General features: G+C 66.3%; 19 protein-coding genes. 7 read left to right on the forward strand and 12 right to left on the reverse strand.

What is annotated here, in order from left to right; all coding sequences use genetic code 11:
* Window positions 1–28 precede the first annotated feature (28 nt).
* The 5 genes from KVG96_RS23785 to KVG96_RS23805 are packed head-to-tail and all read left to right on the forward strand — an operon-like array spanning window position 29 to window position 6769.
* Window positions 29–2101, forward strand: a complete 2073-nt coding sequence (locus tag KVG96_RS23785; protein ID WP_217894195.1) for a type VI secretion system Vgr family protein — start codon at window positions 29–31, stop codon at window positions 2099–2101.
* Window positions 2098–2952, forward strand: a complete 855-nt coding sequence (locus KVG96_RS23790; RefSeq protein ID WP_217894196.1) for a DUF4123 domain-containing protein — start codon at window positions 2098–2100, stop codon at window positions 2950–2952. The genes KVG96_RS23785 and KVG96_RS23790 overlap by 4 nt, the downstream gene beginning before the upstream one ends.
* Window positions 2949–3722, forward strand: coding sequence for a hypothetical protein (locus KVG96_RS23795; protein WP_217894197.1), 774 nt, complete (start codon window positions 2949–2951; stop codon window positions 3720–3722). Before KVG96_RS23790 ends, KVG96_RS23795 begins: the two co-directional genes overlap by 4 nt.
* A 12-nt stretch (window positions 3723–3734) precedes the next feature.
* Complete coding sequence (locus tag KVG96_RS23800) at window positions 3735–4571, forward strand: hypothetical protein (protein ID WP_225927446.1); 837 nt, start codon at window positions 3735–3737, stop codon at window positions 4569–4571.
* Between the two features lie 11 nt (window positions 4572–4582).
* Complete coding sequence (locus KVG96_RS23805) at window positions 4583–6769, forward strand: lipase family protein (protein ID WP_217894198.1); 2187 nt, start codon at window positions 4583–4585, stop codon at window positions 6767–6769.
* A gap of 12 nt (window positions 6770–6781) precedes the next feature.
* Here the strand turns inward: KVG96_RS23805 and KVG96_RS23810 are convergent, their stop codons facing one another.
* The 4 genes from KVG96_RS23810 to KVG96_RS23825 are packed head-to-tail and all read right to left on the reverse strand — an operon-like array spanning window position 6782 to window position 11487.
* Window positions 6782–7279: a GNAT family N-acetyltransferase gene (locus tag KVG96_RS23810; protein WP_217894199.1), complete on the reverse strand. Its 498-nt coding sequence runs from the start codon at window positions 7277–7279 to the stop codon at window positions 6782–6784.
* Window positions 7280–7291: 12 nt separating this feature from the next.
* Window positions 7292–9388 carry a site-2 protease family protein gene (locus tag KVG96_RS23815; RefSeq protein ID WP_217894200.1) on the reverse strand — a complete coding sequence of 699 codons (2097 nt, stop codon included), beginning with the start codon at window positions 9386–9388 and terminating at the stop codon, window positions 7292–7294.
* On the reverse strand, window positions 9389–10708 hold the full coding sequence (locus KVG96_RS23820) for an efflux RND transporter periplasmic adaptor subunit (protein ID WP_217894201.1): 1320 nt from the start codon (window positions 10706–10708) through the stop codon (window positions 9389–9391).
* Entirely contained in the window at window positions 10705–11487 is a 783-nt protein-coding gene (locus tag KVG96_RS23825) for an efflux RND transporter periplasmic adaptor subunit (RefSeq protein WP_217894202.1), read from the reverse strand. Before KVG96_RS23825 ends, KVG96_RS23820 begins: the two co-directional genes overlap by 4 nt.
* A gap of 169 nt (window positions 11488–11656) precedes the next feature.
* On the opposite strand from KVG96_RS23825, the gene KVG96_RS23830 reads away from it, so the two are divergent.
* Together KVG96_RS23830 and KVG96_RS23835 are read left to right on the forward strand one after the other, a co-directional pair.
* On the forward strand, window positions 11657–12022 hold the full coding sequence (locus KVG96_RS23830; RefSeq protein ID WP_217894203.1) for a type II toxin-antitoxin system RelE/ParE family toxin: 366 nt from the start codon (window positions 11657–11659) through the stop codon (window positions 12020–12022).
* The gene (locus KVG96_RS23835; RefSeq protein WP_217894204.1) at window positions 12015–12320 is read left to right on the forward strand and encodes an XRE family transcriptional regulator; all 306 of its coding nucleotides are present in this window, start codon (window positions 12015–12017) and stop codon (window positions 12318–12320) included. The genes KVG96_RS23830 and KVG96_RS23835 overlap by 8 nt, the downstream gene beginning before the upstream one ends.
* A gap of 91 nt (window positions 12321–12411) precedes the next feature.
* Here the strand turns inward: KVG96_RS23835 and KVG96_RS23840 are convergent, their stop codons facing one another.
* The 8 genes from KVG96_RS23840 to KVG96_RS23875 all read right to left on the reverse strand — a co-directional run bounded on the left by KVG96_RS23840 (window position 12412) and on the right by KVG96_RS23875 (window position 21495).
* The gene (locus KVG96_RS23840) at window positions 12412–13944 is read right to left on the reverse strand and encodes an efflux transporter outer membrane subunit (RefSeq protein ID WP_217894205.1); all 1533 of its coding nucleotides are present in this window, start codon (window positions 13942–13944) and stop codon (window positions 12412–12414) included.
* A complete protein-coding gene (locus KVG96_RS23845) occupies window positions 13941–15011 on the reverse strand; it encodes an HlyD family secretion protein (RefSeq protein WP_217894206.1) in 1071 nt (356 codons plus the stop codon). Before KVG96_RS23845 ends, KVG96_RS23840 begins: the two co-directional genes overlap by 4 nt.
* An 18-nt stretch (window positions 15012–15029) precedes the next feature.
* Window positions 15030–16568, reverse strand: coding sequence for an MFS transporter (locus KVG96_RS23850; protein ID WP_217894207.1), 1539 nt, complete (start codon window positions 16566–16568; stop codon window positions 15030–15032).
* Between the two features lie 220 nt (window positions 16569–16788).
* Window positions 16789–17706 carry a LysR family transcriptional regulator gene (locus KVG96_RS23855; RefSeq protein ID WP_217894208.1) on the reverse strand — a complete coding sequence of 306 codons (918 nt, stop codon included), beginning with the start codon at window positions 17704–17706 and terminating at the stop codon, window positions 16789–16791.
* 104 nt (window positions 17707–17810) lie between these two features.
* Window positions 17811–18677, reverse strand: a complete 867-nt coding sequence (locus KVG96_RS23860) for an ABC transporter permease (protein ID WP_217894209.1) — start codon at window positions 18675–18677, stop codon at window positions 17811–17813.
* Between the two features lie 20 nt (window positions 18678–18697).
* Complete coding sequence (locus tag KVG96_RS23865; RefSeq protein WP_217894210.1) at window positions 18698–19558, reverse strand: ABC transporter ATP-binding protein; 861 nt, start codon at window positions 19556–19558, stop codon at window positions 18698–18700.
* A 5-nt stretch (window positions 19559–19563) separates the two neighbouring features.
* Window positions 19564–20589: an ABC transporter substrate-binding protein gene (locus KVG96_RS23870; protein ID WP_217894211.1), complete on the reverse strand. Its 1026-nt coding sequence runs from the start codon at window positions 20587–20589 to the stop codon at window positions 19564–19566.
* An 18-nt stretch (window positions 20590–20607) separates the two neighbouring features.
* Window positions 20608–21495 carry a TauD/TfdA dioxygenase family protein gene (locus tag KVG96_RS23875; protein ID WP_217894212.1) on the reverse strand — a complete coding sequence of 296 codons (888 nt, stop codon included), beginning with the start codon at window positions 21493–21495 and terminating at the stop codon, window positions 20608–20610.
* Between the last annotated feature and the right edge of the window lie 148 nt (window positions 21496–21643).

The raw sequence follows: 21643 nt of genomic DNA on the forward strand, positions 1-21643 counted from the left end.
GACTCCGCCACAGGACAAGGAACAACGGATGTTCGATGCCAGCGCTCGTTTCCGCTTCACGACCGACGACCTTAAACACGATTTCCGGGTGCTGTCCTTCACCGGCACCGAGTCCGTCAGCCAGCCGTTCGCCTTCGAGATCCGCCTGGTCAGCCCGAGGCCGGACATCGACCTGGCCGACCTCATGCACCGGCAGGCCTTCCTGGCCTTCGACAACGCCGGTTCCGGCCGCCACGGCCAGATCCTGGAGGTCGCCCGCGGCGACATCGGCCACCGGCTGACCCGGTACGACGTGACCCTGGCGCCCCGGCTGGCGAGCCTGCGCCATCGCGTCAACCAGCGGATCTTCCAGCACCTGAGCGTCCCCCGGATCATCGCGCAGGTGCTCGGGGCGCACGGCATCCACGCCGACCTCCACCGCTTCCAGGTCGGTCGCGCATTGCCGGACCGCGAGTACTGCGTGCAGTACAAGGAATCCGACCTGCACTTCATCCAGCGCCTGTGCGAGGAAGACGGCCTGCACTATCACTTTCGCCACAGCCGCGACCGCCACCTGCTGGTGTTCGGCGACGATCAGACCGTGTTCCCCAGGCTGGCCGGGCCGACGCCCTTCAAGCGGCCCGGCGCCCTGGTCGCCGACCGGCCGGCGATCCAGCGTTTCGACGACCGGCGCACGACCCGGCCCCACAGCGCCAGCCGCCGCGCCTACGACTTCGAGAAGGCGCACATCGTGCTGGACGCCGACGCCCGCCTGCCGGAAGGGCGCCGCCAACCCGGCCTGGACGACTACCAATACCCCGGCCGCCATACCGACCGCGAACACGGCAAGCTGCTCGCCCGGCGGGCCCTGGAACGCCACCGCAGCGACGACCGGCCCTGCACCGGCGACAGCGACGAGCCGGCGCTGGTGCCGGGGCATTTCCTGTCCCTGTCAGGCCACCCTGATCCACACCTCAACGACCTTTGGCTGCTGACCGAGATCCGCCACGAAGGCCAGCAGCCCGAGGCGCTGGAGGAATACGGCGGCGACATCGCCGCCCCTGACAGGCAAGGCGAACTGCGCCAGGGCTACCGCAACCATTTCGTGGCCACGCCGTGGGACACGGTCTACCGCCCGCCGCTGCGCCACCCGAAACCGCTCATCGGCTGCACCCAGACCGCCGTGGTCACCGGCCCCCCAGGCGAGGAGATCCACTGCGACCGTCACGGCCGGGTCAAGGTGCGGTTCTTCTGGGACCGCGAAGGCCGAAACGACGCCCACAGCAGCTGCTGGCTGCGCACCGCCCAGACCTGGGCCGGCCAGGCCCACGGCAGCACGGTGATTCCGCGGGTCGGCATGGAGGTGCTGGTGACGTTCCTGGACGGCGACCCCGACCGCCCGGTGATCAGCGGCTGCCTGACCAACAACCTCAACCCGCCGCCCTACGAACTGCCGGCGCACAAGACCCGCAGCATATTCCGCTCCCGCAGCTCGCCGGACAACGGCGGCTCCAGCGAACTGATGATCGAGGACCGCGCCGGCCACGAACTGATCCGCCTGCGCGCCCAGCGCGACCTGCACCAGGAGGTGGCCAACGACAGCCGCCTCGAGGTCGGCCACGAACGCCGGGAAACCGTCCGGGGCAACAGCATCAGCATGCTGAAGGCCGAAGAACACCGCACCGTCACCGGCGACCGCAAGACCCGTCTCGAGGCCGGCGACCACTTGCACGTCAGCGCCGGCAGCCACACCCGGATCGGCGAGTCCATGACGGTCGACGCCGCCGGGCACCTGTGCCTGCGCGCCGGCGAACATCTGGTGCTGGAAGCTCAAAAAAGCATCAGCCTGAGGGTCGGCGGCGAGCATCTGCTGCTCGACCATCGCGGGATCCTGGCCAGCTCCGACCTGCAGACCGGCGGCGCACCGGCCGCTTTTCTGCACGCACCGCCGCTGCAGCCCGACGGCATCGCCGACGCTGCGCCGCCCCCGCCGCTGCCGCCGTTGGTGGCGCCCTCGCAACCAGGCCTGATGGCCGCCAGCAAAGGCCTGGGGGCAGATTTCTGTCCGATCTGCGAAGCCTGCCGCGACGGGGCCTGCCCGGCGCCGGGAGCGGCGGCATGACAGACTCCACCGCCCTGCGCTGGCTGAACGAACAGCACCGCGCCGACCGCCTCCTGTGCCTGGTCCTCGACTCGCAGAACGAACGCGACATGCGCCAGCGCTGGCTCAAGAGCAGCCGCTACGAACAGTTCCGCAGCGTCTACGGCGAAACCGTTGTGGCCGAACTGGCCGACGCCGGCCCCTACGTCTTCACCTTCGAGCGGCCCGACGACCGACGCCTCGACGCCTTGCTCGACCGGCCCCACACCCACTGGGGCTGGCTCGCCAGCCTGGACCGGGGCGGGCTGCCCGGGTGGGTTCGGCACTGGCAGGAGCGGCTGATCGTCGGCGCCCGCCCCCACCAGGCGCTGTACCGCTTCCACGATGCCCGGGTGCTGGCCCGGGCCCTGGCGCACCTGTCGGCCGAAGCCTTGCCGGCGTACCTGGGGCCGGCCATCAGCGTGTGCCACTGGCAGGGGTCGGGCTGGCAGTCCGTCGACAACCCTGTGCCAGGCACCTACCCCGTGCCGGATTCGCCGCCGTGGCTGCAACTGCCGCTGCCCGATGAGCAGACCCTGGACATCCGCCTGGCCAATGCCCACCGCTTCCTGCTGGCCGGACACGTTCAGGCCTATGCCGGCCTGGCCCGCTCGGAGGATCCGCACACCTGGCTGCGCGCACGGCTGGCACTGGCCGAGGCCTGGGGTTGGTCGAGCCCGCAACGGCTGGAGTTTCTCCTGCTGCAAAGCCTGCTGGCCCCGGCCCATGAACTCGCGCCGCACTGGCGACCGGGGCCGGACGAGACCCCGGACGAGCACTTCGAGCGGGTCGATCAGTTGTCGAGGCACTGGCAAGGGGAGGACGCGTCATGAGGCTCTGGATCAGGGGTGCCGGGGTGTGCGGCAGCCTGGCGATGCTCATGGGGTGCGCAGCGGGGGAACCCAACACCTTCACGTTCACCGCCGACCTGCCGCCGGGGTTTGCCTATGTCGCGGCGGTTCATTACGTCCCTGAAAGAGGCCAGACCTGCACCGTCGAAAGGCGCGACAACCTGGCACCGGTGTTCAACAGCCAGTGGCGGACGGACTACCGCCCCGACGCTGAAATCACCATTCGCAAGACCGTCAAGGGCTGCCCGTTGGTGGTCAGGAAAATCGCCCTGAAAATCAATTCGGCGTACGGCAAAGATTGGGGAGACATCAGCGGTGACGAAGGCATGGTCATCATTCGTGACGTGCTGGAGGAGCGCTACAAGAACACCTTCAACCCGGCGGGTGAGAGCTTCATCTACAGCCAGTGCGAATGGTGGTTTCGCACCGCAGGCGCAAGCCGGCGCATCGTGAAAATCCTTGATTGCACGACATCCGACGATCAAGGCGCCCGCAAACAGGGCAAGACCTTCTCCGCCTACACACTCGACCAATTGCCGGGTAAGACCGTGAAGTTGAAGGTCAGGTTGGCGGAAAAAGAGAAGCCTGCAATCGGCGACACCTGGGTCAAAGTGCCAAAAGGCTGGAAGCGTTGCATGGGTGACAACTTCGAGGATCAGTACGCCTTCTGTTACGGCAACTACAAGGACTTCAGCGGATTCCAGATGCCGGACGGACGCCAGTGCACCATTTATCCGGGCTGCACGGAATAAGGAGATTTCGGCATGACGTCATTGGAAAAGGAGCTTTCGCCGCGGTCGTCCTCAAGCGGGACGACCGGCCCGAAAAACCGGCACCTGCAGGCCTTTGCGGCACTGACCGGTTGTCTTGCACTTGCCGCCGGATGCAGGGCGGGGCCACCCAACACCTTCACGTTCACCGCCGACCTGCCACCGGGGTTTGCCTATGTGGCGGCAGTTCATTACGTCCCTGAAAGAGGCCAGACCTGCACCGTCGAAAGACGCGACAACCTGGCACCGGTGTTCAACAGCCAGTGGCGGACGGACTACCGGCCCGATGCTGAAATCACTGTTCGCAAGACCGTCAAGGGCTGCCCGTTGGTGGTCAGGAAAATCGCCCTGAAAATCAATTCGGCGTACGGCAAAGATTGGGGAGACATCAGCGGTGACGAAGGCATGGTCATCATTCGTGACGTGCTGGAGGAGCGCTACAAGAACACCTTCAACCCGGCGGGTGAGAGCTACATCTACAGCCAATGTGAATGGTGGTTTCGCACGGTAGGAACAAACCGGCGCATCGTAAAAATCCTTGATTGCACGACATCCGACGATCAAGGCGCCCGCAAACAGGGCAAGACCTTCTCCGCCTACACACTCGACCAATTGCAGGGTAAGACCGTGAAGTTGAAGGTCAGGTTGGCGAAGGAGGAAAGACCGGGTTGGGGAGACACTTGGGTGAAAGTGCCCAACGGCTGGAAGCGTTGCCTCGGTGACGGTTACGAAGATCAAGAGGCTTACTGCCATGGCAACTACACCGACTTCAGCATCTTCAGAATGCCGGACGGTCGCGTTTGCACGATCTATCCGGGTTGCACCGAGTAAGGAGGTTCGAAATGACATCAATGGAATTGGATCTGGAACACCCCTTGAGCGCCCGCAAGCTGACTTGCCCGACTGGAGGCAAGTGGACGAGTTTTCAATTGGTCGATGAGTTCTGCTCGAGCGAGCCCTACGCCGGGCTGGCCTACATCGCTACCGATTCGGAAGGAATGAAATACGAGGGCCATCTGGACGCAAAAGGCATCGGCAAGCTAGAGAACCATTTTGCCGGACCAGTTTCAGTGTTGTTTGAACAAGCCTACGAAGGAAAGGAAGCGGTTTATTTAAGAATCAAGGAACGCCCGCATTACCCCCTCAAGATCACCGAACTCCAGGTCCGCGCCGAAAAAACCCGCTACCGGAACCCGGACTCCACCCGCACGCGCGAACGACCCGCATTGGCTGACGGCGGCGATTACTTCCAGGTGGAAGTCCGGCATCTGGTCAGGCACGTTTCGCACCTGCCGCCGGAAGTGTTCCGCCATTTCCCCCTCGACTCGGGATGCGCGGCCATCATGCTTGAGCACGGCAAAATAGGGGCCGCACTGATGCCGAACCGACACACGGTGCTTGAAGTGCGTCCGCTGAGGGCATTGCGCCCCCTGCTATCTACAGACACGTCGTTCTGCGCACTCAACCTTTACCAGCTCGCATTGATGGCGACCTTGAGCTACAGCCCTTTCGGCCAACAACCCGCAATACCTTCCGCCGATACACAAACCCTAAAGTTCTCGATTCAGCCCAGCGTCGGCAACTGGTTCGGCGATGCGCTGGCCAAGTGCGAAGAACTCTGGAAGGTCGATAGCGCACAGACCACAGCCTTTTACCCGCTCTACGAAGATGTGCCGTACTCCAGACGGCTGGAAATCATACCGTTCGACCCGACCCTTTACGCCGAGAACCGACCGACTCCGGAAGGCGAACTGGAACATCCGGCCAGCGTTCACTTTCTAGATGATGTCGGTGATAAAGACAGCACCGACACCCAAGCCTTCATCACGCACAACGATGAACTGATCCTGATTGCCGTTCGTGGCACCGCGGAGAAAATCCCCGATGGCCTGCGCGATGCCGATGCGCTGCAAGTGTCATTCACTGAAGGCGAAGGTCACGTGCATCGCGGTTTCTATGAAGCGGCCCAAAAGGCCGCTACGTTTGCGACAGCCTATCTAGACCGGTTCTACATCGGCCAAAAACTCCTCATCTGCGGCCACAGCCTTGGTGGCGCGATCACTCTGCTCTTGTCTGAAATGCTCCGTCGAAGGGCCGGATTCAACTACGACATCCAGCTCTACACCTACGGCGCCCCCCGCGCCGGCGACCGCCGTTTCGTCGAGGCCGCGGGCGAGCTGGTGCATTACCGCATGGTCAACCACAACGACCCGGTGCCCAGCGTGCCCGGCAGTTGGATGAACACCAAGGCCGATGTCTACGGCGCGGGGGCGGCGCTGACGTTCGTCAATGTGCCCGTCGGCCTGTCGCTGTTCGTCGCCGGCATCACCAACTGGACGGGTGAAGCCTACGGCCACCACGGTGCCCTGCGCCATGCCATGCCGGTGGAGTTCGGGCAAGGGCAGGTGTCGTCGATCCTGTGGGCGCCGGGTTGCGACACCATCACCCAGCACGCGGCCTGCGAAATGGCGGTGCGCCAGCGCCACGGCCTGCCGGATCGGCCGTCGCTGCTCAAGCAACTGCTCGACGGCGGGCACCATTCGATGACCGGGGCGTACATCCCGGCGTGCTGGGCGGCCTTGCGGCGTTGGCAGGAGGCGCAGGAAGCGGGGCGTTCGCTGGTCACCGACCGCGAGTTCGAACTCATCGAGTCGGCGCTCCAGCGCATCACCGGGCAGTTGCGCAAGCGGCGCAACGAACTGACGGGGCGGCCGGACAGCGCCGTGCGCGCTCACCAAAAGCAGATCGATGCGCTCAGCCGTGAAGTCGACCGGGTGGACAGCACCCGTCAGCGCCTCGCGACCCTGCGTTACCGCCAGGTCAAGGCCGAAGACGTCTACGGCTCCATCGCCGGGCACCCGCAGCGGCTGGCCGAGAGCCTGCCGCGCTGGCAGGCGCATCCGCAGAACCTCGTGCAGGAACAGCTGGCCATGGCGCCGGACAGCCCGGCGGACGACCCGCTGCTGGCCACGCTGTCCGGGCGCACCATCGGCGCGCCCTACACCCTCGACCTCGATTCGTTCATCTAGCCGCCGGCAGGCTCAGCCCTGGGGATACCACACCAGCCGCTCCGCCGTCGGCGAGCGCTCCTCCACGCAAAACCCGAGCGCCAGGTAGTGCTGGCGCGCATGGGGGTTGTTGGTCCACACCACCGTCGCCACGGGACAGCGGATCTGCTGCGCGGCCTTCTGCACCCCTTGCAGCACCGCGCGGCCGTAGCCTTGGCCGCGGGCCTGGGGGATGAAGGCCAGGTACAGCACGCGGATTTCGTTGGCGCCGAAATCGGTGCTCAACGAGCCGATGGCCGTGCCGAGCTTCTCGACCACGTAGTGCATGGCGTTGGGGTAGTGTTCGCCCATGCCCTGTTCCTGCGCCCGGAACTGCTGGCCGACGATCTGCCGGACGAACTCCTGCTCGCCGTCGATCCATTGCAGGTCTGGCCGCGCCGACTGGTAAAGGCTGTGCAGGAACGGCCCGTCGGTGGGCCGCGACGGCCGCACCACCAGACCGTCCGCCGCGACATTCGTGTTGTCCGCCATCGTCGTGCCCTCCTAGAAACCGCTTTCCCTGACCCCCAACGCCGCCAGCCGGCGCCAGGCCACCCCCAGCAGCGACTCGCCGCTGCCCTGCAGCACCGCCACGCCGCGCAACGGCTGCGCCGGCATCGGCAGCCGATCCAGCGCCTCCAGGCGCGCGCCGTACTGCGCCTGCACCGGCTCGGCCCGCTGCTGCACGTCGCGGCGCACGGCGATCGGCCCGTGATGATCGGACGTCAGCGCCTCCTGATCGACATAAGCCACGCCGTTGGTGTCGATTTCGTCCAGCCGCACGGCGATCGCCGGGTGCATCGGATCGTCGGCGATGAACCGCCCGGTGGCGCCGGGCTTGACCCGCCACAACTCGGCCTCCGCCAGATAGCCGCGCAGGCGCGTGCCGTCCTCGACCACCCGGGCCAGCGCGTCCTTGGTGGACAGCCAGCGGCCGGGCGCCAGGTTCGGCAGCAGGTCGCGCACGGTGCCGGCATGGGGTGCGCGCAGCAGCAGGCGCTCGCGCTGGGCGCTCAAGCCGCGGTAGTCGGCCACGGCCTCGGCCAGCCGCTGTTCGACGATGCCGGCGTCGGCGGCGGTTTCGCTGCGTCCGGCCTGACGGCGCATCAGCAATTGCTGGATCTGGATTTCCTTGCGCACGATGGCCTGGCGCGAATCCAGGTCCGACGACTCCAGTTCGATCAGCACATCGCCCTGCGCCACCTGTTGCCCGTCCCGCACCTTCACCGCCTTGACCCGCGCAGCCACCGGCGCATGCAAGGCGCTGGCGCGACCACCCTCCAGCATCACCGGCAGTTCCACGGCGCTGCGCCAAGGCACGGTCAGCAGCAGCAACAGTCCGAGCACCGCCAGGCCGCTGAGCAGCACCCGCGGGCCGTGGGCCTGTTCGCGACGGCTCCACCACTGGCGCCACTCACGCATGATCGGCAAGAAGATGAACCACACCAGTTCCACCAGCATCAGGAAGATCCCCAACACCTTGAAGAACAGGTGATAGACCGCCAGCGCGATCCCGAAAAACAACGCCGCACGCCATAGCCACGAACCGTACCCCCAGATCAGCAAACGCCGCTGCATCGCCGGCGACCAAGGCTCCGGCGCAGGAGCACCGTAGCCGAACAGAAACTCGCGCAGGCGCCAGCGGCACAGGGCAAACGCCCGGCCCTGCAGGTTGTCCACTTCCCACAGGTCGCTGAGCAGAAAATAGCCGTCAAAGCGCATGAACGGGTTGAGGTTGACCGCAAGCGTGGTGATCCACGTCGCGCTGGCCAGCATGAACGCCGCTGTGCGGCCCGGCCCGTCGGGCAACAGCGACCAGGCCAGCAACGCCAGGCAGGCCAGCAGCAGCTCGGCCAGCACGCCGCCGGCGCCGATCAGCAGCCGGGCGCGCCGGTCGTTGACCCGCCAGGCATCGCTGACGTCGGTGTAGAACATCGGCAGCAGCACCATGAACGCCACGCCCATGCTCTGCACCCGGCAGCCGGCGCGCTTGGCCATGAACGCATGGCCGAACTCGTGGCAGAGCTTGGCGAAGAACAGCGACACGCCGAACGCGATCGCCCCGCCCAGGCTGAACAGGTGCGGAAACGTCCCGACAAAACGCTGCCAGTCCCGCGACACCAGAAACACCCCGAGCCCCAGGGTCGCCGGCAGGCCATAGCGCAGAAGCCTGGGGCCGAAACGCTCCAGCCACGGCCAAGCGCGGTTGAGGAACGCATCCGGGCGCCACAGCGGAATGCGGAAGAACAGGTATTGGTGAAGCAGGATCTGCCACAGGCTCTGGCGCCGCGCCAACGCCTTGAGCCGATAGCTGGCGCGCTGCTGGTCGTCGACGGCGCTGATCAGGTCGTGGCTGCGCAGGAAGGTCAGCAGTTGCTCAAGCTCGGCGCCGTCCAGGGCCAGGCCGGGCTCACGGTTGGCCGCCCGCAGCACTTGCTCGGCGTCGCCCAGCGCCCAGTGGCGCAGCAGGCGCATCGCCGCGGCGCCGAGCTTGAAGTAGCGGCCGCTCACCGGATCCGCCAGTGTCCAGCGCGGCGAACCGTCCAGGGCCGGCGCCGCGGGCGACAGTTGCAGGTCGGCGCGCAGGCTCGGCAGGATCATTTACAGACCCACGCTCTGGCGCAGGCCCGCCAGGGGCCGGCGCAGCAGGTACAGCGCCAGCGGTGCGCGCTCGCCAAAGATCTTCGCCGTGCCGCGCAAGCCGATGCGCGGCGGCGCTTCGGTGAAGCCGGCATCCAGCCGATAGGCCAGTTGGCCGCCGGCGGTGGGCTGCGCCTCGTAGGCCGAGCGTTCGAGGGTCGCGAGATGGCGTTGCAGCGGGTCGCTGTCGAGAAACAGCGAAATCTGCGCGCCGGGCTCCAGCGCGATGGCGTCGCCCACCGCCAGTTCGATGCGCAGCTCGGCCTGGCTCGGGTCGGCGATCTCCATCAGCCGTTCGCCGGTCTGCACCGGTTTGCCGGTCCAGCGTTCGGCGTCGGCGAACACGGCGATGCCGTCGCGCTCGGCGCGCACTTCGCTGCGGTTGAGCAGTTCGCGGGCGTAATCGCGCTCGGCGCGCTTCTGCTCGACCCGGGCCGCCAGCAGATCCACCCGGGAGCTGGACTCGGCATCGGCGAACGAACGCTGGGAATTGGATTTGAGTTCGGCTTCGGCGACGCCCAGGGCGCGCTCGGCGACGTCGGCCTGGGCCTTGAGGGTCGTGCTGTCGAAACGCAGCAGCAGGTCGCCGGCCTTCACGCTCTGGTTGGGCTTGACCCGGAATTCGGCGATCACCCCGTCCAGCGGCGCGGCGACCACACGGCCGCCCAGCGGCACCACTTCGGCAGGCGCCAGCACCGACTGGCGCACCGGCACCAACAGGCCGAGCAGCACCACCGCCGCCAGCGCCGCCTGACGCTTGCGCGTCCAGCGCAACCGCCACGGCTTGCGCGGCTGCAAGGCCAGCCAGGCATGGCTGCAAGTGTCGCCCAGTTGCGACAGCAGAACTTGCTCGGAGGGGTTCCACGGCACGTCCCGGGCCAGCCACAAACCGCCGAACACCTCGCCGTGACGGTCGACCAGCGGCAGCCAGAACACCTGCAGCGCCGACAGGCTCTGCCAGTCGGCCCGCACCGGCTCGCTGACCATCTGCGGCGCGATCACCCGCGCCTGCTTCAGCACACCTTGCTTGAACAACTGCGCCACGGCCTGTTCGACGAACGCCACGAACGGCGCGTTCGGCTCCACCGCACTGACCCCGGTCACGGCCTGCACCTTGCCGGCGATCAACAGCGCCGCGTGGCGATAGCCGAACAGCGACTGCCCGTCATTGACCAGGCCGTAGGCCAACTGCGGGACGTCGCGGGCTGCGCGGATCTGCCGTTCGAGGTCAAGGAACCGGGCGAACACCTGCTCGGCGCCGCCCCCCGCCGGGGCGTTCAATTGAGCTCCGCGAAGCGTGCGGTGCCGCTCATGCCGGCGAGCAGGCCGCTCGAGTTCGGCAACGTGGCCACCAGCAGCAGGGTCTGGCTGCCCTCGTCGATCCGCGCGCCGAGGCGCTTGACCGTGGCATCGATCGGCTTGCCGGTCTCATCGGGGACGAAGCTGAAGGTCTGGCCGGGCTTGAGCCGGGCCATCCAGCGCGACGGCACCAGCAGGTGGATCTCCAGGGTGCGGTTGTCGACCACATCCAGCAGCGGCGCGCCCGCCGGCACGCTCTCGTAGCGCTGCACCTTGCGCTCCACCACTTGCCCGTCGAACGGTGCGATCACGTTGCAGCGCTTGACCTGCACCTGGTACACCTGGGACTGCGCCTGGGTCTCGCTGACTTTGGCCTCGGCCCGCGCCACCTCGAACCGCCCGACGGAATTGAGCGCCGCCAGTTGCCGGTTGTGCGCCAGCTCTTCGCCGGCGCCGCGGCTGGCGGCCTGCGCCGCGTTGAGCTGGGCCTGGTAGGCCGAACAGTCGAAGCGCGCCAGGGTATCGCCCTTCTTGAAGGACTCGCCCTCGCTGAACGGCAGCTCGACGATGCGCCCTGACAGCTCGCTGGCCAGCACCGCCTGATCGCGGGCGCGCAGCACGCCGCGGGCCTCGCTGCCACTGGCGGCAGCCTGGGCGGCCACACCGTTTTCCAGCAGCGGATCGTCTGGCGCGGGGGGTTGCGCCTGAACTGCACTCGCTGCAAGGGACATTCCGAGAACCCAACCACGAAAACGCTGCATGACCGCTACTCCCTGTCGGATGTGCGGAGTCTACGACAGCGGGGTTTAGCGTCAAGCGAAAGGCCATCATTGCGACAACGATTGGCGTAATCTCATGAAACAGACTATGGTCGACCCATCGAAAATATAACCTTTATGGAATATTCCATGACGCTTATATTTGCCTCCCATGAATTGGGAAATCGAATACACCGACGAGTTCGGCAATTGGTGGGACGGCCTCACGGAAAGCGAGCAGAGCTCTGTGGCCGCAAGCGTCAAACTGCTGGGCCAGTTCGGGCCGGGCCTGCGCTTCCCGCACAGCAGCGCCATCAATGGATCACGACATGGCCATCTGCGCGAGTTGCGGATTCAACATGCCGGACGGCCCTACCGCATCCTGTATGCATTTGACCCGCGGCGCTGCGCATTGCTGTTGATCGGCGGAGACAAAACCGGTCAGGATCGCTGGTATGAAGTCAATGTCCCGCTCGCCGATCGACTGTACGACGAGCATCTCGATACATTGCGCAAAGAGGGTTATCACGATGGCTAAGAAATTTGCCGAACTCGAAGCGCGCATGACACCCGAAGCCCGGGCACGCGCCGAATCGATCTACGAACAACACATCAAGGAAATGCCTCTCAACGAGTTGCGGCAGGCCAGAGCCTTGAGCCAGGCGACGCTTGCCGAAACACTGCACGTCAATCAGGCGGCGATCTCGAAAATGGAACGTCGGACCGACATGTACATCAGCACCTTGCGCAACTACATCCGCGCAATGGGCGGCGAGCTCGAAATCATCGCCACATTTCCCGACGGGCAGATCAAAATCGAAAACTTCGCAGGTTGAGTCCTCTAGGCTCAATTGAACCTGCGAGGTTTTCGGGTTCCGCATCCTCTGCCCGTTCGGGTGAGGCACTCCCTGCCCGATCACGTGAGCCTTAGCGCTGCACCACCTCCCCTTCCGGATACACCGACTCCCACCCCCCGCCCAACGCCCGGTACAGTCCGACCATCGCTAGCGACACCCCGGCGGAGCTTTCCACCCATTGCTCCTGCGTCGTCAGCAGCGCGCTCTGCACGGTGAGGACGTTGACGAAATCGACCACGCCTTCGACGTACTGCTGTTGCGCGGTGCGCAGGGCGATGCGGTTCTGGCGCACGGCTTCGGCCAGGCTGTCGCGGCGGCGCTGGCTGGCGTTGTAGGCCGTCAGCTGGTCGTCGATCTCATGCCAGGCGCGCAGCACGGTCTGCTGGTAGGCGATCGCCGCCTCCTGCTGTTGGGCTTCGCGCAGGTGCAGCACGCCGCGCAGGCGGCCGCCGTCGAACAGCGGCAGGCTCAGTTGCGGGCCGATGGCGAAGGCCCGCGAGCCCCAGGAGCCGAAGTCGCTCAGTTGCATGGCCTGCGAGCCGAGGTTGCCGGACAGCGTGATGCGCGGATAGAAATCCCCCTCGGCCACGCCGATGTTGGCGGTGGCCGCATGCAGCCGGGCTTCGGCCTGGCGGATGTCCGGACGGCGTTCGGCCAGTTGCGACGGCAGGCCGATGGCGACCCGGGGCGGCGACTGCGGCACCGGCGCATCCGCGGACAACGCTTTGGACAAGGCCTGCGGCGGCTCTCCCATCAGCAGGCTGATGGCGTTGATCAGCTGCGCCTGGCGCTGCTCCAGCGCCGGCAGCCGCGACTCGATGGCGGCGACCTGCGCGGCGGCTTCGGCGACGTCCAGGTCGGTGGCCACCCCATCGTTCAGGCGCAGCTGCGACAGTTTCAGGCTGTGCCGGGCGACGTCCAGGTTCTGCTCGGTGACCGCGCGGGTGTTCTGCACGCCGCGCAGCTGGATGTAGTTCTGCGCGGTGTCGGCCAGGACTGCCAGCAGCACGCCGCGGCGGTCGTTTTCCGCCACTTCAAGATTGGCGTCGGCGGCTTCGGTCTCCCGGCGCACGCGGCCCCAGAAATCGAGTTCCCACGAGGCGGAGAACCCGGCGTCCCACAGGTTGAAGGCCGAGTCGCCATTGCGCCCCGACGGGTCGTTGAGGCCCTCGCCGCTGTTGCGCTTGCGCGCATAGCCGCCGGTGACGGCGGTGGTCGGGTAGCGGTCGGCGGTGATCGCCTGACGGACCGCGCGGCTCTGTTGCAGACGGCTGGCGGCGCGCTGCAGGTCGAGGTTGCTGTTCATCGCACGCTGGGTGAGGGCCGAGAGCTGCGGGTCGTGGAAGACTTCCCACCAGCGTTCGCTCAGAGGCTCGGCGACCGCTTGGCTCGGGGCGGTCCGGGCGGGTTGGGCCCATTCGCCGATCTGCACGCCCTCGGGTTGGCGAAAATCCGGGCCGACGGTGCAAGCGCTGAGACTGACGACGAGCAGAACGCTCGAAAGGCGTTGCGGCCATTGGCCGATCCGCGAGCAGACCCGCTCCCGCAGGGCGATTAGTACAAGGCCGTTCACGCAGGCGCCGGCCGGTTCGACGTTCATCATCGCTGGGTCACCTCGCGCACCGACGTCACCGAACTGTTGGTGTCGATGCTCGCCTCCACCGACATCCCCACCCGCAGCCGCTCGGCCGACGGCTGGCCCGGCTCCAGCAGGATCTTCACCGGAATCCGCTGCACCACCTTGGTGAAGTTGCCGGTGGCGTTGTCCGGTTTCACCGCCGCGAACGTCACCCCGGTGGCCGGGGCGATGCTCTCCACGCGCCCGTTCAGGGCTTCGCCGCCCAGGCTGTCGACCCGCACCTGCACGTCCTGCCCCGGCTGCACGTCGGTCAACTGGGTTTCCTGGAAGTTGGCCACCACGTAGGCCTGCTGCAGCGGCACCACCGCCAGCAGCTTGCTGCCCGGCGTCACGTAGGCGCCGACCCGCACGGCGCGCTCGCCGATCATGCCGTCCTGCGGCGCGGTGATGCGGGTGTACGAAAGGTCGAAGCTGGCGATCTCCAGCGCGGCCTGCGCGCGTTTCAGGCCACCGTCGGCGGCGTCGCGCTGGGCGGTGAGGATTTCCACCTGCTTGCGTTCCGCCGCCAGCACCGCCGTGGCGGTGTCCAGCCGCGCCGTGGCCTGGTCGATGCGGGTGCGTGCTTGCTGGGCGTTCTGCACGGTGCCGGCCCCGACACCGGCCAGGTGGCTGTAGCGGTTCAGTTCCTGCTGGGCGAAAGCCATTTCCGCCTTGGCCGCCACCACCGAGGCCTGGGCCTGGGCGATCACCGAAGCCTGACGCTCCAGGGTGGCCTTGGCGTTCTGCAGTTGCGCACGGGCGACCTGGGTCTGCGCATCGGCGGCTTCGGCGGCGGCGCGCAGGTCGCGGTCGTCGATCAGCGCCAGCAGTTGCCCGGCCTTGACCTGCTGGTTGTCCTCCACCAGCACTTGCTTGATGAACCCCGCCACCCGCGGCACGACCAGGGTGTAGTCGGCGGACACATAGGCGTCGTTGGTGTTCTGCTGGGTGCGTTTGCCGAACAGGCCCGGCACCGCCAGATGCAGCAGCACGCCGACGGCCAGTGCGGCCGCCACGGCGACCGCGAGTTTTTGCTTTGCTTGAGTCGTCATAAAAACCTTCAGTTCCAGTCAGGTCGGCGCACGGGGCGGGAAGATCCGCGTCGGCAGCCAGAAAATCAGCAGGATCAGCGCCACGGCGACACCGGCCATGCACAGGTAAAGATCCGAGGAGGTCAGCACCACGGCTTGCTCGTGCAAGCGATGGGCGAGGCCGGCGCCGTCGGGGTCGGCCAAGGGCGAATTGCCGAGGCGATCCACCAGCATCGTCGAGTGGAAATGCAGGCGCGCGGTGGTCAGCGCGTCGATCACCCCGGTGGCGATCACCGCCGCCAGGCCTTTTACGGTGTTGAACCAGGCCGAGGCGAACGGCCCGTCCAGCGGCGTGATGCTGCCGGTGGAGAGCATCAGCAGCGGCAGTACCGCCATCGGCTGCCCGAAGATCTGCAGCCATTGCAGGATGTAGAAGTCGTCGCGTATCCACGCCGACGTCAGCTGCGAGCCGCCCAGGCACGACAGCGCCAGCATGCTCAGGCCAAGGCCCAGCACCCAGCGGCAGTCGACCCAACGCAGGTTGCACAGCGCCGCCACCAGCGGCAGCGCGATCAGTTGCGGCAACGCCGCCAGCAGCATGATCGGCGCGGTCTGCACCGGGCGGTAACCCTGCACCTGGGCCAGGTAGCCGGAAGGAATCAGGATCACCGCCAGCAGGATCACCAACACCCCGGCCAGGGTCAGCAGCGCGAACGACAGGTTGCGGATGCCCAGCATCTGCAATTTGAAGAACGGGATCGGCTGCGACCACTCGTTGATCAGGAACGCCACCAGCAGCAGCGCGCCGGCGCCGAGCAGGCCGCAGATCAGATCCGACTCGAACCAGTCCAGGCGATTGCCCTGCAGCAGTCCGATCACCAGCATGCAGATCGCCGGGAACCCCAGCAGCAGGCCTTTCCAGTTGAACGCTTTCAGGCGCTCCAGGCGCAGCGGATCCTGCGGCAAACCGTAGGCCACCGCGGCCATGGCGATCAGGCACGGCACGATGATCTGCCAGAACGTCCACTGCCAGCCGACGTGCTCGGTCCACAGCCCCGCCAGCGGCGTGCCCAGACCCGGGCCGAACGTGGCGGTCAACGCGTAGCCGGCCAGGCCGTAGAGCTTGACGCCGGGCGGCAGGAAACGCAGCGCCACCGTCATGAGCATCGGCGGCAACGCACCGCCAGCCAGCCCTTGCAGGGTGCGCATCAGCAGCAGGCTTTCGTAGTTGGGGGCGAACGGGCAGAGCACGCCGAGCAGGGTGAACACAGCGATGGCGCACAGGGTGAAACGCCGCAGCGAGAACGTCACCGAGCACCACGGCGCGAACGCCATCGCCGCCACCGAGGTCGCGGTGTAGCAGGCGACGAGCCAGGTGCCTTCGTCGTAACCGATGCCCAGGGCGCCGCGGATGTCGGCCAGGGCGACCTTGGTCACCATTTCGTTGAGGCCCGACACCAGCACCGCCAGCAGCACACCGACCAGGCCGATGATGATCCGCGCTCCGAACACCGGCGGCGCGGCGGCCGGCGCCGCAGCGGTCGCGGCCGCAGGGGCCGGCACCGTCAGGGATGTCATGAACGCACACTCCGGTTGATTGAATACCGGAGCATGGTAGTGGGACTTAATGCTGACGAAAATTGACTTATCGGCAGCTTATAAGTGCATCTGACGCAACCATGGATGTCGTGTGGTGAGGGAGCTTGCTCCCGCCGGGCGCTCGGCGATCACCAAGGAGGGCCTGCCCTGCAGGCCAGCGGGAGCAAGCGCCCTCGCCACAGGCCGGCAGTCCGGACGGTCAGGGCTGCGCGGCGCGCCAGGTCTCGTCGCAGCACGTCTTGAGAGTCTCGCGCAACCAACGGTGGGCCGGATCCTTGTCGAAACGCGGGTGCCAGGCCTGGGTCAGCATCAGAGTCGGCAACGGGACCGGCAGGTCGAACGAACGCAGCTTCAGCCCCAGCCGCCGCACGCTCAGCAAGGCTTCCTTGGGCACCGGCAGGATCAGGTCGGAGTCCGGCAACGCGAACATCGCCGCATGGAAGCTCGGGGCGATCACCGCCACCCGCCGCTCCAGGCCCAGGGCGTTGAGCGCCGTGTCGATGGGGCCGCGGGCGATGCCCCGGCGAGACATGCTGATGTGGGAGAACCCGGCGTAGCGCTCGGCGGTGATTTCGGCGTCGAACAACGGGTGGTCTTCGCGCACCAGGCCGACGAAGTGGGTGGAGAACAGGTTCTGCACCTTCACCTCCGGCGTCACCGGTCGGGTGTTGCTCACGCTCAGGTCAATCCGTCCTTCACGCAGCGCCTCATCGTCGCCGTCGCCTTCGGGGACGAAGCGCAGTTCGCAGTGCGGCGCCTGACGGTCGAGGGTGTCGAACAGCTTGCCGCCATAGACGCCGACAAAAAAATCGTTGGCGCGGATGCTGAAGCGCCGGCGCAAGGTGCCCAGCTCCACGGCATCCGCCGAGCGGAACAGCAGCGCGGCCTGTTCGACCACGTCGCGCACCTGTTCGCGCAGTTCCAGCGCCTTGGGTGTCGGCACCAGGCCCCGGCCCGCGCGCACCAGGATCGGGTCGCCGATGGCCTCGCGGATCCGCGTGAGGGTGCGGCTCATGGCTGCCGGGCTGAGGTTCATCCGCCGCGCCGCGCCGACCACGCTGCCTTCGTTGAGCAGGGCGTCGAGGGCGACCAGCAGGTTCATGTCCGGAAGTTGCATCGCAAGCACTCGTGGCCGATCAGGATTGATTCGCACGCAATGCTAGCAGACATCCTTCAGGATCGGCGGCGGTTGCACGGACGCCATCGCCAGGCACCCTGAGTCTACCGCTGCATCCCCCACTTCTTCACGGTCAACCGCTCCAACGTGTCGAACACCAGGTTCTCCACCAGCAATCCGATCAGGATCACCACCGCAAGCCCCGCGAACACCTTGTCGGTGTAAAGCTCGTTGCGGTTCTGGAAGATGTACCAGCCCAGGCCGCCCTTGCCGCTGGTGGCGCCGAACACCAGTTCGGCGGCGATCAGTGTGCGCCAGGCGAACGCCCAGCCGATCTTCAGGCCGGCGAGGATCGACGGCAGCGCCGCCGGGATCAGGATGGACAACACAAAACGCATGCCCTTCAGACCGTAGTTGCGCCCGGCCATGCGCAGGGTTTCCGACACGCCAAGGAAACCGGCGTAGGTGTTCAGCGCCAGCGCCCACAGCACCGAATGCACCAGCACGAAGATCAGGCTGTTCTGGCCCAGGCCGAACCACAGCAACGCCAGCGGCAGCAGGGCGATGGCCGGCAGCGGGTTGAACATCGAGGTCAGGGTGCTCAGCAAGTCCCGGCCGAATTGGGTCGAGACCGCCAGGGTGGTCAGGGCGAACGCCAGCACGATGCCGGTCAGGTAGCCCTTGAGCAGCACCAGCAGGGAGATCCACACCTTGCCCGGCAGCTCGCCGCTGAGCAGGCCGTCGTACAGCGCATGACTGGTCTGCAAAAAGCTCGGCAGCAGCAGATCGTTGTTCTGTACCCGGGCGACCACTTCCCAGAGCACCGCGAGCAGAATCAGGATCACGCTTTTACGCAGCCAGCCCTGCTGCCACAGGCGCTGGCCCAGCGGTAACTCACGCTCCACCGGCACGCTGGTCAGCGGCTGCAGATCGTTTTCGAATGCTTGACGTACGGATGATGAATGGCTCATCGGGCGATCCTCCGGGTGGCTCAATAAGCGATGCGAATGTCGTTGAAATCGTGCTCGCGCTCGGTTTCCGGCGACTGGCCCTCATCGAACAGCAACCGATGAATACACCGCGCCGACTCCTGAAACGCCACGCCACCGAGGCTTTGCAGATCATATTGATGACTGTGCACTTCCGCCCTCACCCGCCCCGGATGCGGCGACAGCAGCAGGATGCGATTGCCGACCACCAGCGCTTCTTCAATCGAGTGGGTGACGAACAACAACGTGAAACGCACCTCCTCCCAGAGCAGCAGCAATTCCTCCTGCATCTTGCGCCGGGTCAGCGCATCCAGCGCGGCGAAGGGCTCGTCCATCAGCAGGATCTTCGGCTGCATCGCCAGCGCCCGGGCAATCGCCACCCGAGCCTTCATGCCGCCGGACAGGGTGTGCGGGTAGGCATCGGCGAACGCCGCCAGGCCGACCTTTTCCAGGTAATGCAGGGCGCGTTCTTCCGCTTCCCTTTTCTTCAGCGTGCGCGAGGCCAGCAGCGGGAACATCACGTTCTGCTTCACGGTTTTCCACGGCGGCAGCTGATCGAACTCCTGGAACACCACGATCCGATCCGGCCCCGGCGCCTCCACGCGCCGGCCTTGCAGGCGGATCTCGCCTTCGCGCGGCGCAATGAACCCGGCCACCGCCTTGAGCAGCGTGGACTTGCCGCAGCCGGAAGGGCCGAGCAAGACAAAGCGATCCGCCGGATCGACCTCGAAACTGACCTGGTGGGTGGCCCGCACCACCCGTTGCGGCGTGCGGTATTCGAGGCTGACCTGATCGACCGCCAGCAGCGCTTCGGCGCCGGCGGCGGGGTTGCTGGCCGTGTGGCCTTGCAAAGGGGCGTTCATGGCGGTCAGCTCCCCTGCAGCGGCTTGGCGTCCTGGAAGAAGTAGTCCTTCCACGAATCCGGCTTGTTCTTGATCGCGCCGACGCGGTAGAGGAACTCGGCCAGCGGGTAGGTGTTCTTCGGCGTGACGCTGAACTCGAACTGCGGGTTGTCGATGATCTTCAGCAGCGCAGCGCGGTCGATCTTGGCCTTGGTCACGCGCAGGTAATTGTCCGCCGCCGCGCCCTTGTCGTTCTGGGCGAACTGCGCCGCTTCGGTCAGGGCCTCGACGAAGGCTTTGTAGGTCTTCGGGTTGTCGTTGCGGAATTTTTCGGTGGCGAACAGCACGGTCGGCGAGTTCGGGCCGAGCACGTCATAGGAATTGAGCACCACATGGACATTGGGGTTCTCCAGGGCCTGATCCTGGAACGGCGGATTGGAGAAATGCCCGGTCAGCTCGGTGCCGCCGGCGATCAGCGCAGCGGTGGCGTCCGGGTGCGGAACGGCGATGGTGTACTTGTCGAGGCGGTTGAACTCCTTGTCGCCCCACTGCCTGGCCGCCGCGTACTGCAGGAACCGCGACTGCACCGAAACCCCGACCGCCGGCACCGCGATGCGGTCCTTTTCGGTGAAATCGGCGATGGTCTTGACCTTGGGATTGTTGCTGACGAGGTAGTACGGGAAGTTGCCCAGCGAGGCCACGGCCTTGACGTTCTGCTTGCCGTGGGTGCGGTCCCAGATGGTCAGCAGCGGACCGACGCCGGCGCCGGCAATGTCGATGGAGCCGGACAGCAACGCATCGTTGACCGCCGCGCCGCCGGACAGCTGCGTCCAGTCGACCTCGATGTCGATCCCCTCCTGCTTGCCGTACTTCTCGATCAATCCCTGATCGCGCACGACGTTGAGCAGCAGGTAAACGATGCCGAACTGTTCGGCGATGCGGATCTCACCCTCGGCATGGGCTGCGGACGGCGCCGCCAGGCTGCCGGCGATCAGGCTGAAACCCAGGCCGACGGCGGCGGCCAGCGGCGCGAATGGAAGACGTTTGGACATGATCGGTTCTCCGGCAATTCAGAAAGGCGCGTCGCCCTGGATGGTGGTGCGGTAGAGCTTGCGGCGCAGGTGCGCTGGGCAGCCGGCGGCCAGGTGGATCAGCGAGCGGTTGTCCCAGAACACCAGGTCGTGGGGCTGCCAGCGGTGGCGGTAGATGTTCTGCGGCAGGACGCTGTGGGCGTAGAGCTCGGCCAACAGCTGTTGGCTCTCGTCCTCCGACAGGCCGACGATGCGGGTGGTGAAGCCTTCGCTGACGAACAACGCCTTGCGGCCGTTTTCCGGGTGGGTGCGCACCACCGGGTGCACCACTTCCGCGACCTGGGCCAACTGCTCTTGGGTCAGGGTCGGGCGCCAGTTGCCTTCGAATTTGGTTTCGCTGTAGCGGGCGGTGTAGGAGTGCGCCGCCGAACGGCCCTCAACCGCGTTGCGCAGCGCTTGCGGCAGGCTGTCCCAGGCTTTGTGCATGTCGGCGAACAAAGTGTCGCCGCCTTCGGACGGCAGCTCCTGGGCGTGCAGCATCGAACCCAGGCTCGGCAGCTCTTTGTAGGAAAGGTCGGAGTGCCAGAACTTGCCGGCATCGCCCAGGCCGACGTTTTGGCCGTTCTCGACGATGTTGGAGACGATGAGGATTTCCGGGTGGCCGGCCAAAAGGAACTGCTTGAGCACATGGATCTGCAGCACGCCGAAGCGGCGGCTGAAGTCGATCTGCTGCTGCGGGGTGATGCGCTGGTCGCGGAACACCACCACGTGGTGATCGAGGTGGGCGCGGTGGATGCGGGCGAAGTCTTGGTCGTTGACCGGACGGGCCAGGTCCAGGCCGATGATTTCGGCGCCGACGGCGCCCTCGAACGGGCGGACTTCAAAGGTTTGCGGCGCGATGCCGGGTGAGGCGGTGGCGGCGGACATGGATCACTCCCACATACGGCACGCTCAAGGGCGCGCGCGTCGATCAAGAAACTCACGCTGGATTGCGTGTTCGTTCGTGTCGTGCGGCGCGCCGATTGGTCGGCAGGTACGCAGGAGGCTGACTTTATAGCTATAAGAAGCGAACTTT

It is taken from the genome of Pseudomonas ekonensis (assembly GCF_019145435.1).
GTDB lineage: Bacteria > Pseudomonadota > Gammaproteobacteria > Pseudomonadales > Pseudomonadaceae > Aquipseudomonas > Aquipseudomonas ekonensis.